12 protein-coding genes, 5 tRNA genes and 2 other RNA genes are annotated in these 10,750 nt (G+C 57.5%); 18 read left to right on the forward strand and 1 reads right to left on the reverse strand.

Translation table 11 applies throughout. The annotated features are described in order from the left end of the window. Position 1: 1 nt before the first annotated feature. The 16 genes from cydX to C2E16_RS06640 all read left to right on the forward strand — a co-directional run bounded on the left by cydX (position 2) and on the right by C2E16_RS06640 (position 7,340). A complete protein-coding gene (gene cydX / locus C2E16_RS06565) occupies positions 2-112 on the forward strand; it encodes a cytochrome bd-I oxidase subunit CydX (RefSeq protein ID WP_071883693.1) in 111 nt (36 codons plus the stop codon). Continuing rightward, a complete protein-coding gene (gene ybgE, locus C2E16_RS06570; RefSeq protein WP_084970224.1) occupies positions 112-405 on the forward strand; it encodes a cyd operon protein YbgE in 294 nt (97 codons plus the stop codon). Before cydX ends, ybgE begins: the two co-directional genes overlap by 1 nt. A gap of 226 nt (positions 406-631) precedes the next feature. After that, positions 632-1,036, forward strand: a complete 405-nt coding sequence (ybgC, locus tag C2E16_RS06575) for a tol-pal system-associated acyl-CoA thioesterase (protein ID WP_038627356.1) — start codon at positions 632-634, stop codon at positions 1,034-1,036. Further along, complete coding sequence (gene tolQ / locus C2E16_RS06580; protein WP_038627354.1) at positions 1,033-1,719, forward strand: Tol-Pal system protein TolQ; 687 nt, start codon at positions 1,033-1,035, stop codon at positions 1,717-1,719. The genes ybgC and tolQ overlap by 4 nt, the downstream gene beginning before the upstream one ends. A gap of 13 nt (positions 1,720-1,732) precedes the next feature. Continuing rightward, complete coding sequence (gene tolR / locus C2E16_RS06585; RefSeq protein WP_038627352.1) at positions 1,733-2,161, forward strand: colicin uptake protein TolR; 429 nt, start codon at positions 1,733-1,735, stop codon at positions 2,159-2,161. Positions 2,162-2,192: 31 nt separating this feature from the next. Next, positions 2,193-3,467, forward strand: coding sequence for a cell envelope integrity protein TolA (gene tolA / locus C2E16_RS06590; protein ID WP_084970225.1), 1,275 nt, complete (start codon positions 2,193-2,195; stop codon positions 3,465-3,467). A gap of 124 nt (positions 3,468-3,591) precedes the next feature. After that, positions 3,592-4,887 (forward strand): Tol-Pal system beta propeller repeat protein TolB, encoded by a 1,296-nt coding sequence (tolB, locus tag C2E16_RS06595; protein WP_038627348.1) that lies wholly within the window; start codon positions 3,592-3,594, stop codon positions 4,885-4,887. Positions 4,888-4,930: 43 nt separating this feature from the next. Continuing rightward, the gene (gene pal / locus C2E16_RS06600) at positions 4,931-5,455 is read left to right on the forward strand and encodes a peptidoglycan-associated lipoprotein Pal (protein WP_038627346.1); all 525 of its coding nucleotides are present in this window, start codon (positions 4,931-4,933) and stop codon (positions 5,453-5,455) included. Positions 5,456-5,464: 9 nt separating this feature from the next. Beyond that, complete coding sequence (gene cpoB / locus C2E16_RS06605) at positions 5,465-6,256, forward strand: cell division protein CpoB (RefSeq protein WP_038627344.1); 792 nt, start codon at positions 5,465-5,467, stop codon at positions 6,254-6,256. A 163-nt stretch (positions 6,257-6,419) separates the two neighbouring features. Further along, positions 6,420-6,495 (forward strand) — tRNA-Lys (locus C2E16_RS06610). 74 nt (positions 6,496-6,569) lie between these two features. Then, a tRNA-Lys gene (locus tag C2E16_RS06615) sits at positions 6,570-6,645 on the forward strand. Positions 6,646-6,725: 80 nt separating this feature from the next. Continuing rightward, positions 6,726-6,801, forward strand: a tRNA-Lys gene (locus C2E16_RS06620). A gap of 75 nt (positions 6,802-6,876) precedes the next feature. Further along, a tRNA-Val gene (locus C2E16_RS06625) sits at positions 6,877-6,952 on the forward strand. 2 nt (positions 6,953-6,954) lie between these two features. After that, a tRNA-Lys gene (locus C2E16_RS06630) sits at positions 6,955-7,030 on the forward strand. Between the two features lie 29 nt (positions 7,031-7,059). Further along, a non-coding RNA gene (locus C2E16_RS06635) (RtT sRNA) lies at positions 7,060-7,185 on the forward strand. A 29-nt stretch (positions 7,186-7,214) separates the two neighbouring features. After that, positions 7,215-7,340, forward strand: a non-coding RNA gene (locus C2E16_RS06640) — RtT sRNA. Between the two features lie 49 nt (positions 7,341-7,389). Here the strand turns inward: C2E16_RS06640 and C2E16_RS06645 are convergent. Further along, positions 7,390-8,853, reverse strand: a complete 1,464-nt coding sequence (locus tag C2E16_RS06645) for an AlkA N-terminal domain-containing protein (RefSeq protein ID WP_038627342.1) — start codon at positions 8,851-8,853, stop codon at positions 7,390-7,392. 167 nt (positions 8,854-9,020) lie between these two features. Between C2E16_RS06645 and C2E16_RS06650 the strand changes: the two genes are divergently transcribed. Together C2E16_RS06650 and nadA are read left to right on the forward strand one after the other, a co-directional pair. Continuing rightward, positions 9,021-9,512, forward strand: a complete 492-nt coding sequence (locus tag C2E16_RS06650; protein WP_038627340.1) for a methylated-DNA--[protein]-cysteine S-methyltransferase — start codon at positions 9,021-9,023, stop codon at positions 9,510-9,512. 162 nt (positions 9,513-9,674) lie between these two features. Further along, a complete protein-coding gene (nadA, locus tag C2E16_RS06655; RefSeq protein ID WP_038627338.1) occupies positions 9,675-10,733 on the forward strand; it encodes a quinolinate synthase NadA in 1,059 nt (352 codons plus the stop codon). Positions 10,734-10,750 lie beyond the last annotated feature (17 nt).

Raw genomic sequence — 10,750 nt, forward strand, 5'->3', positions numbered from 1 at the left:
CATGTGGTATTTTGCCTGGATTCTTGGAACGCTGCTCGCCTGCGCCTTCGGTATTATCACCGCGCTGGCGCTGGAGCATGTGGAAGAGACGGCGCAACAGGATAAAGCTTGATGCGTCAGCGGTTGCAACGGTTCTATAACCTGATGGATAAGCGCCCGCTGCGGGCGCTTTCCCTGGCGCTGGCGCTGTTGCTGGCGGGCTGCCTGTTTTGGGACCCGACGCGCTTCGCCGCCCGCACAAGTCCGTTAAGCATCTGGCAGGGGTTCCTGCTGATTTGGGCGACCTGCGCGGGTGTGGTGCACGGCGTTGGCTTTCGTCCGCGTCGGCTTCGCTGGCGCTGCTTTTTCTCTCCGTTGCCGGCACTACTGGCGCTGCTATGGGGAAATCTCTTCTTCTTCTTTTAATCTTAATTGTATTCGGAGCCTGGCGCTGTCGCTTCCGGCTCCGCTAACAGTGAAAAGTTCTGTCAGCAAACCTCTGTTTATCCCCACCTTACGCCACGATATATTCCGAAAATTTTGTCAATAGTTTCCATTTGATAATTATTTTCTCCGCGCTTCGGCGACCCATTCCAAAGCCGATTGCACTTGCGTATAGTAGCAACGTTTAAAAGCATTACCGGGATGTAAAGTGAGTACAACGCTGTTTCGATGGCCGGTGCGTGTCTATTACGAAGATACGGATGCCGGTGGTGTGGTTTACCACGCCAGCTACATTGCTTTCTATGAACGGGCACGTACTGAGATGCTGCGCCAGCACCATTTTAATCAGCAGTCGCTGCTTGAACAGCAGATTGCTTTTGTCGTGCGTCGGATCACGGTTGACTATATTGCCGCCGCGCGTCTGGACGACCTGCTTGAAGTGCAGAGCGAGGTTTCGTCGATGGGTCGCGCGACCATGACATTCAGGCAACGTATCGTCAATGCGGAAGGCAAGCTGCTCAATGAAGCAGAGGTTCTTATTGCCTGCATCAACCCACACCTAATGAAGCCGATAGCGCTTCCCAAGTCTATTGTCGCGGAGTTCAAGCAGTGACTGACATGAATGTTCTTGATTTGTTCCTGAAGGCGAGCCTTCTGGTCAAACTTATCATGTTGATTTTGATCGGGTTTTCCATTGCGTCCTGGGCGATCATTATCCAGCGCACCCGCATACTCAACGCGGCGGGACGCGAAGCGGAAGCGTTTGAAGATAAATTCTGGTCGGGCATCGAGCTGTCGCGCCTGTATCAGGAAAGCCAGGGACGTCGCGACGAGCTGAGCGGCTCAGAGCAGATTTTCTACGCCGGCTTTAAAGAGTTTGCCCGTCTGCACCGCGCCAACGGCCATGCGCCGGAAGCGGTCGTGGAAGGCGCCACCCGCGCGATGCGCATCTCGATGAACCGCGAGCTGGAAGCGCTGGAAAACCATATTCCTTTCCTGGGCACCGTCGGATCAATCAGCCCGTATATCGGCCTGTTCGGTACGGTCTGGGGGATCATGCACGCCTTTATCGCGCTGGGCGCGGTGAAGCAGGCCACGCTGCAAATGGTTGCGCCGGGCATCGCTGAAGCGCTGATCGCCACCGCTATCGGTCTGTTCGCCGCGATCCCTGCGGTCATGGCCTATAACCGTCTTAACCAGCGCGTGAACAAGCTGGAGCAGGGCTATGACAACTTTATGGAAGAGTTCACGGCTATCCTGCACCGTCAGGCATTCTCCAGCGAGAATAAAAAGTAAGCAGAGGTGACGTATGGCCAGAACGCGTGGTCGCGGTCGTCGCGATCTGAAGTCTGAAATTAACATCGTTCCGCTGCTGGACGTGCTGCTGGTGCTGCTGCTGATCTTTATGGCGACGGCGCCGATTATCACCCAGAGCGTTGAAGTCGATCTGCCGGACGCGACCGATTCAAAGACGGTCTCCAGTGATGATAATCCGCCGGTGATCGTGGAAGTTTCCGGCGTAGGGCAGTACAGCCTGGTGGTCGATCACGATCGTATGGAGCAACTGCCTTCCGAGCAGGTAGTGGCGGAAGCGCAGCGTCGACTGGAAGCGAACCCGAAAACGGTGTTTCTGATTGGCGGCGCGAAAGATGTCCCCTATGACGAAATTATCAAGGCGCTGAACCTGCTGCATCAGGCGGGTGTGAAATCAGTTGGCCTGATGACGCAGCCAATTTAATTATTCCGTAACCGTTTTTTGGGAACCGAGCGTGTCGAAGGCATCCGAACAAAACGATAAGTTAAAACGCGCGATAATCATTTCAGTGATATTGCATATCGTCATGATTGCATTACTGATTTGGAGCTCGTTTGACGAGAAAATCGAGGCCAGCGGCGGGGGCGGCGGCAGCGATATTGATGCTGTCATGGTCGATCCGGGCGCTGTGGTTGAACAATATAACCGTCAGCAGAACCAGCAGAGCGACAGCCGTCGCGCCGAGCAGCAGCGGCAGAAACAGGCGCAGCAGCAGGCGGAAGAGCTGCAGGCGAAACAGGCCGCTGAACAGCAGCGGCTGAAAGAGCTGGAAAAAGAGCGTCTGCAGGCGCAGGAAGAAGCGAAACAGCAGGCTCAGGCGCAGGCAGAGCAGCAGCGTCAGGCTGAAGAAGCGACGAAGCGCGCGCAGGAGCAGCAGAAAGCGGCCGAAGCCGCCGCGGCGAAAGCCAAAGCGGAAGCGCAGGAACAGGCGAAGGCCGCTGCCGCCGAGGCGAAAGCTAAAGCGCAGGAACAGGCGAAGGCCGCCGCTGCGGCCGCGGCGAAAGCGAAGGCGGAAGAACAGGCCAAAGCGGCTGCCGCCGATGCGAAGAAAAAAGCGGAACAGCAGGCGAAGGCCGCTGCGGAAGCGAAAGCCAAAGCGGACGCCGAGGCGAAAGCGCAGGCGGCGGCCGAAGCGAAAGAAAAAGCGGAAGCCAAAGCGAAAGCGGCGCAGGAGGCGAAAGCGAAAGCGGCGGCCGAAGCGAAGGAAAAAGCGGCGCAGGAAGCGAAAGAGAAGGCTGCAGCCGAGGCGAAAGCCAAGGCCGAGGCAAAAGCCAAAGCAGCGGCTGAGGCCAAAGCGAAGGCGGCTGCGGACGCGAAGAAAAAGGCGGCGGCAGCGGCCAGCGACAGCAGCGCGGTAGACGATCTGCTGGGCGGCCTGACCTCAGGCAAAAACGCGCCGAAGACCGGTCAGGCTGGCGGCGGCGCGGCGGGGCAGGGCACGCAGAAGAAATCGGGCGCGTCCGGCGCGGCGATTGACAGTTATCTGGGTCAGGTGAAGGGGGCGATAGAAAGCAAATTCTACGACGCCGACACCTTTAAAGGGCGCACCTGCGACGTTCGTATTAAGCTGGCGCCCGATGGCCTGTTGATTTCCGCGACGGCGGCCGGCGGCGACGCGGCGCTCTGCCAGGCGGCAATCAACGCCGCCCGTATGGCGAGAATGCCTAAGCCGCCAAGCCAGGATGTCTGGCAGGCGGTGAAGGACGCTACGCTGGAATTCAAGCCTTAAGAATGCAGTAACAAATGGCAGGTTGAACTATGGTTAGCTTGCCATACTCTGTATGGTCTTAGTTAATCGTCGTCAGGAACAGTGCGAATTATCATGAACACGACGTTCAGATAAGGGAGAGAAAATGAAGCAGGCACTACGTGTAACCTTAAGCTTTTTTCTTCTGCTGTGGGCAGCGATGCTGCATGCAGAAGTGCGCATCGAAATCACCCAGGGGGTGAATACGGCGCGTCCGATTGGCGTGGTCCCGTTTAAATGGGACGGCCCAGGCGCGGCGCCGGAAGATATCGGCGGCATCATCGCCGCAGACTTGCGCAACAGCGGCAAATTTAATCCGCTGGATCGCTCTCGTCTGCCGCAGCAGCCGACCAGCGCGGCGGAAGTACAGCCGGCGGCCTGGACCGCTCTGGGCATTGACGCGGTGGTGGTTGGGCAGATCCAACCCGGCGCCGACGGCAGCTATACCGTTTCTTACCAGCTGGTGGACACCTCCGGTTCGCCGGGCACCGTGCTGGCGCAGAACCAGTATAAAGTGACTAAACAGTGGCTGCGCTATGCGGCGCATACCGCCAGCGATGAATCCTTTGAGAAGCTGACCGGCATCAAGGGCGCCTTCCGCACCCGCATCGCCTATGTGGTGCAGACCAATGGCGGTCAGTTCCCGTATGAGCTGCGCGTCGCGGATTACGACGGCTACAACCAGTTTGTGGTGCATCGTTCGCCGCAGCCGCTGATGTCTCCGGCCTGGTCGCCGGACGGCAGCAAGCTGGCCTACGTGACCTTTGAAAGCGGTAAATCCGCACTGGTTATCCAGACGTTGGCCAACGGCGCTATTCGTCAGGTGGCATCGTTCCCGCGTCACAACGGCGCGCCGGCCTTCTCGCCGGACGGTTCTAAGCTGGCGTTCGCGCTCTCTAAAACCGGCAGCCTGAACCTGTATGTCATGGATCTCGGCTCTGGTCAGATTCGTCAGGTGACCGACGGCCGCTTTAACAGCACCGAGCCAACCTGGTACCCGGACAGCCAGAACCTGGCCTACACCTCCGACCAGGCTGGACGTCCGCAGATTTATAAAGTTAGCGTCAATGGCGGCGCGCCGCAGCGCGTAACCTGGGAAGGTTCACAAAACCAGGATGCGGATGTTGCCACTGACGGCAAATCTATGGTGATGATCAGCACCAACGGCGGTGCTCAACACGTCGCCCGACAAGATCTGGAAACGGGAGCCGTTCAACAATTAACGGACACGTTCCTGGATGAGACGCCGAGTCTCGCACCTAACGGCACGATGGTAATCTATAGCTCTACTCAGGGGATGGGTTCCGTGTTGCAGTTGGTTTCGACAGATGGGCGTTTCAAAGCGCGTCTTCCGGCTACCGATGGACAGGTCAAATTTCCTGCCTGGTCGCCGTATCTGTGATGCATGTGTAAATATGTATAGCAACTCATAACAGGATTTAGAAATGCAACTGAACAAAGTGCTGAAGGGTTTAATGCTGGCTCTGCCGGTAATCGCTGTAGCTGCATGTAGCTCGCACAAAAACAACAACAACGACCAGACCAACGGTATGGGCGCTGATGGTGCTTACGGCAGCGGCAATGGCATGAACGGCGGCAACATGTCTTCTGACGAGCAGGCGCGTCTGCAGATGCAGCAGCTGCAGCAGAACAACATCGTTTACTTCGATCTGGACAAGTACGACATCCGTTCTGACTTCGCTCAGATGCTGGATGCGCACGCTGCTTTCCTGCGTAGCAACCCGTCCTACAAAGTGACCGTAGAAGGTCACGCGGATGAGCGCGGTACGCCGGAATACAACATCGCGCTGGGCGAGCGTCGTGCTAACGCCGTTAAAATGTACCTGCAGGGCAAAGGCGTTTCCGCCGATCAGATCTCTATCGTTTCTTACGGTAAAGAGAAGCCGGCTGTTCTGGGTCATGACGAAGCGGCATACTCCAAAAACCGTCGTGCCGTACTGGTATACTAAGAGAGTCACATGATTAGTAGCTTCAGATCTCACCTGTTGAGTCTGTCGTTACTGATTGGCGTAGCGGCCCCCTGGGCCGCTAATGCCCAGGCATCAATCAGTAGCGTCGGCTCTGGCTCGGTGGAAGACCGTGTCACCTCTCTTGAGCGCATCTCCAATGCGCAGGCTCAACTTCTTCAACAGTTACAGCAGCAGCTTAACGCTACGCAGAGCGATATCGATTCGCTGCGCGGACAGATTCAGGAAAACAGCTATCAGCTGAATCAGGTTGTTGAGCGGCAAAAGCAGATTTACCAGCAAATCGACAGCCTGAGCAGCGGCGCGTCAGCGGGCGCCAGCGCCGGCAACGCAGCCTCGTCAGGCGATAGCGCGGCGGCGGCGGACAGCGGGACGTCAACCTCTGCGACAGCGGCGCCGGTGCAAAGCGGCGATGCTAACAGCGACTACAACAACGCCGTGGCGCTGGTGCTGGAAAAGAAACAGTACGATCAGGCGATCGCGGCGTTTCAGGCGTTCGTCAAAAAATACCCTGATTCAACCTATCAGCCGAACGCTAACTACTGGCTGGGTCAGTTGAATTACAACAAGGGCAAGAAAGACGACGCGGCTTACTATTTCGCCACCGTGGTAAAAAACTATCCCAAGTCGCCGAAAAGCCCGGAAGCGTTGTATAAAGTAGGCGTGATCATGCAGGACAAAGGTGACAACGCCAAGGCGAAAGCGGTTTATCAGCAGGTGGTCAAACAGTACCCGAACACCGAAGCGGCTAAACAGGCGCAAAAACGCGCCGCCACGCTTTAATTGCGTAAAGTTGACCAGATATCGCTGGATTTCTGGTCTTAACGCATGAAAGGTAAGCAGTTGAGCGCGCGCGGGGAAAATAGTGGTTGCGCTGAAAACGTAAATCAGTAATATATGCCGCCGTTGACGAGGCATAAGTAATTGTGTTTCGGATGCTTAAAGTGGGTCGTTAGCTCAGTTGGTAGAGCAGTTGACTTTTAATCAATTGGTCGCAGGTTCGAATCCTGCACGACCCACCACTTTAAAGCGGTATCCGGTGTAAACCGGCGGATGAAAGCCTCAGGGAAGCATCCAAAGCAGCAAACCGCACGGCGGGTCGTTAGCTCAGTTGGTAGAGCAGTTGACTTTTAATCAATTGGTCGCAGGTTCGAATCCTGCACGACCCACCAATTCAAAGCAGTACCCGGTGTAAACCGGCGGACAGAAACCGAAAGGTTTTTATCCAATCCAAAGCAGTAAACCGCATTGCGGGTCGTTAGCTCAGTTGGTAGAGCAGTTGACTTTTAATCAATTGGTCGCAGGTTCGAATCCTGCACGACCCACCACTTCAGGGCGGTATCTGGTGCAAACCGGCAGACAGAAACCGAAAGTTTTTTATCCAAAGCAGTAAACCGCATTGCGGGTGATTAGCTCAGTTGGTAGAGCACCTCCCTTACAAGGAGGGGGTCGGCGGTTCGAGCCCGTCATCACCCACCATCGGGTCGTTAGCTCAGTTGGTAGAGCAGTTGACTTTTAATCAATTGGTCGCAGGTTCGAATCCTGCACGACCCACCAGTGTAGAAAGGCGCCCTAAAGGCGCCTTTTTGCTATGTAAAATCGGCAGGATGAGAACCTGCAGCAGGTTCGGGTCGAGCTTCAGCGAGACAACGTTGCCAGCGGCAACGGCCCGAAGGGCGAGGCGAAGCCGCGTCATCCTGCACGACCCACCAGTGTAGAAAGGCGCCCTAAAGGCGCCTTTTTGCTATGCGAAATCGGCAGGATGAGAACCTGCAGCAGGTTCGGGTCGAGCTTCAGCGAGACAAGGTTGCCAGCGGCAACCGCCCGTAGGGCGAGGCGAAGCCGAGTCATCCTGCACGACCCACCAGTGTAGAAAGGCGCCCTAAAGGCGCCTTTTTGCTATGCGAAATCGAGCTCTATTTTTTTACCGGCGCCAGATTTTTCCAGATATGCATCACCGCATAGCTGCGCCACGGCCGCCAGGCGGCCGAAATGGCCTCTGCCTGCTTTGCCGTGACTTTGCCAAGATTGTTGCGCACCACAATATCACCGGCAGGAAAGGCGTCGGGCCAGCGCAGCGCGCGCATGGCGATATAGGCGGCGGTCCAGTCGCCGATGCCGGGCAGCTGTTTCAGTTTTTCCATCATCGCTTCCGGGTCTGTGCAGGCGTCCAGCTGTAGATCGCCGCTGGCGCAACCGACGGCCAGCGCCAGAATCGATCGCGCCCGCGCGCTGACGATGCCTAATCGGGCGATCTCATCAATGCTTGCCGTCATTACCCGCTGCGGCGTCGGCGCCAGGCAGGTCAGCGCCGGGAACGGCGTGGCGAACGCTTCGCCAAAGGCGCCGACGAAGCGTCCTCCCAGTGTAGTGGCCGCTTTCACCGTAATCTGCTGTCCCAGCACCGCGCGCACCGTCATCTCAAAGCCGTCGAACGCGCCCGGCACCCGCAAGCCAGGATCGCGTTCGATACTCGCGGCCAGCAGCGGATCCTGTCGCAGACGATCGTCAATAGAGTGCGGATGCGCGTTTAAATCGAACAGTTTACGCAGACGGCGCAACAGGGCGGGGAGGGCGCCGGTCAGCGAGTGAGAAAATTCAACCTGCAGCGCATGCTTTTGCGGCGCGTGCGTCACGCGAATCCAGCCGCGAAAGCGTCCCAGCTGCACGGTGCGCGCATAGCTGTCGTCATCCACCCACTCAACATCCTTCAGCGCGCGCAGGCGCAGGAAATCGAGCATTGTTTGCCAGTTATAGGGAGGACGATAGCCCAGCAGCAGCGTAGAAGCGTCATCCGGCCCGTTGAGCGGTTCGCCTGCGGCGGCCTCTCTACGCAGGCGGCTGGGCGCCATACGGTAGCGCTTGTTAAACACGTCGTTAAAACGCCGCAGGCTGCTGAAGCCGCTGGCGAAAGCGACTTCCGTGACCGGCAGGCGCGTTTCCGTTAGCAGCTGCTTGGCCAGCAACAGGCGTCGGGTTTGTTTCAGCTCCAGCGGCGAAACGCCTAACTCCTGCTGCACGATGCGTCTTAGCTGACGCAGGCTCAGGTTAAACCACGCGGCGACTTCTTCGAGACTGTTTGTTTCGTCAAGCATGCCTTCATCGATGCGCTGCAACAGCAGATCGGTGATGCGCCAGGCGCTGTCGACCGGCGCGTTGCCCGGCGCCAGCTCGGGACGGCAGCGCAGGCAGGGACGGAAATCCGCCTTTTCCGCCGCTTCGGCGCTGGCGAAGAAAAGGCAGTTCTCCCGACGCGGCGCTTTTACCGGGCAGACGGGGCGGCAATAAATCCCGGTCGACGTGACGCCAACGAAAAAGAGGCCGTCGAAACGCCGGTCTTTGGACGTTAATGCCTGATAAGCCGTGTCGCCGTTAATCATTTTTCAACTCCGTGACGGGTTACTACCGTTACCATACGATTGCTTTCAGTATAAAACTCGCCATTTTCGGACAGCGATATTTTTTATTTTGGTGACCGAAAACAGCCGGTAACCGATAAAAAATGCGAGATAATAAGCCCGAAGTGCAGATGAATGCGGAGGGGAAGATGAGCTATTACAGCAAAAAAATGGCGTCGCCGGTGGGCGAATTGACGCTGCTGGCCAGCGAGCGCGGCCTGGCGGCGGTGCTGTGGCCGAATGAGATGGCGCGCATCCGGCTGGGGCCGATTACTGAAGATCCGCTGCATCCGGTGCTGATCGAAACCGAGCGGCAGCTGCGCGCCTACTTCGCCGGCGAGCTAAAGCAGTTCACCGTGCCGCTGGATTTCGTCGGCACCGAGTTTCAGAAAAAGGTGTGGCAGGCGCTGGTCGCTATTCCCTATGGCGAAACGCGCAGCTACAGCGAGATTGCGCGCGCCATCGGTCATCCTGCCGCCGTCAGGGCGGTAGGCGCCGCGAATGGACGCAATCCCATCTCGATTATCGCGCCCTGCCATCGGGTGATCGGCGCTAACGGCAAATTGACTGGCTTTGCCGGTGGGCTGGATGCCAAGGCGTTCCTGCTGGCTATTGAGAAACCCGATCTGTTAAGCCTGTAAAACTACGTTGCGCGGCTGATTCAGCGCCGCGCCGCGTAAAATCAGCGACAGCGACCCCGTTTTCCATTATCTTGTTTAGCATACAAAACCGATGTGGCTTTTATGCCGTTAATAAGCGGTAAAAATGCTGGATAAGTTAAGTTGATAAAACGAGAACCCCTGATGAGCCTGTTGCCTGAATCTGACACCTTCTATCCTTTTCCGCCAAAGCCGGCCCGCCTCTCCCCTGAAGAAAAAGCCGCGTATCGGGAGAAAATCAAACATCTGCTGCGCGAACGCGATGCGGTGATGGTGGCGCACTACTATACCGACCCGGAAATTCAGGCGCTGGCGGAAGAAACCGGCGGCTGCGTGGCCGATTCGCTGGAGATGGCACGTTTCGGCAGCGCCCATCCCGCTTCGACGCTGCTGGTCGCCGGCGTCCGTTTTATGGGCGAAACGGCGAAAATCCTCAGCCCGGAAAAAACCATTCTGATGCCGACGTTACAGGCTGAATGTTCGCTCGATCTCGGCTGTCCAGAAGAGGATTTCGCCGCCTTTTGCGATAGCCATCCAGACCGTACCGTAGTGGTCTACGCTAATACTTCGGCGGCGGTGAAGGCGCGCGCCGACTGGGTGGTCACCTCCAGCATCGCCGTGGAGCTGATTGAGCATCTCGACAGCCTTGGCGAAAAAATCCTCTGGGCGCCGGATCGTCACCTTGGACGCTATGTACAGCAGCAGACCGGCGCCGACGTACTCTGCTGGCAGGGCGCCTGCATCGTACACGATGAGTTTAAAACCCAGGCGCTGCAGCAGATGAAAGCGCTTTATCCGCAGGCTGCGGTGCTGGTTCATCCTGAATCGCCGCAGGCGGTGGTGGCGCTGGCGGATGCCGTCGGCTCTACCAGCCAGCTGATCCAGGCGGCGAAAACCCTGCCGCATCCGCAAATGATAGTTGCCACCGATCGCGGCATTTTCTATAAGATGCAGCAGGCGGTGCCGGAAAAAACGCTGCTTGAAGCGCCGACCGCCGGCGAAGGCGCCACCTGTCGCAGCTGCGCGCACTGCCCATGGATGGCGATGAACGGCCTGCAGGCGATTGCCGAAGGGCTGGAGCAGGGCGGCGCGGCGCATGAGATCCATATCGACGCCAGCCTGCGCGCGCGTGCGCTGCTGCCGCTCAATCGCATGCTCTCTTTTGCCGCGGAGCTTAAACTTAACGTTAAAGGGAATGCCTGATCGGCATCGCCCGGAGT

It is taken from the genome of Mixta calida (assembly GCF_002953215.1).
GTDB lineage: Bacteria > Pseudomonadota > Gammaproteobacteria > Enterobacterales > Enterobacteriaceae > Mixta > Mixta calida.

Bases quoted from the DNA above. Each gene is read 5' to 3' on its own strand.
- cydX (WP_071883693.1), top strand. From the start codon at position 2: ATGTGGTATTTTGCCTGGATTCTTGGAACGCTGCTCGCCTGCGCCTTC.
- ybgE (WP_084970224.1), top strand. From the start codon at position 112: ATGCGTCAGCGGTTGCAACGGTTCTATAACCTGATGGATAAGCGCCCG.
- tolR (WP_038627352.1), top strand. From the start codon at position 1,733: ATGGCCAGAACGCGTGGTCGCGGTCGTCGCGATCTGAAGTCTGAAATT.
- tolB (WP_038627348.1), top strand. From the start codon at position 3,592: ATGAAGCAGGCACTACGTGTAACCTTAAGCTTTTTTCTTCTGCTGTGG.
- pal (WP_038627346.1), top strand. From the start codon at position 4,931: ATGCAACTGAACAAAGTGCTGAAGGGTTTAATGCTGGCTCTGCCGGTA.
- cpoB (WP_038627344.1), top strand. From the start codon at position 5,465: ATGATTAGTAGCTTCAGATCTCACCTGTTGAGTCTGTCGTTACTGATT.
- C2E16_RS06645 (WP_038627342.1), bottom strand. From the start codon at position 8,853: ATGATTAACGGCGACACGGCTTATCAGGCATTAACGTCCAAAGACCGG.
- C2E16_RS06650 (WP_038627340.1), top strand. From the start codon at position 9,021: ATGAGCTATTACAGCAAAAAAATGGCGTCGCCGGTGGGCGAATTGACG.
- nadA (WP_038627338.1), top strand. From the start codon at position 9,675: ATGAGCCTGTTGCCTGAATCTGACACCTTCTATCCTTTTCCGCCAAAG.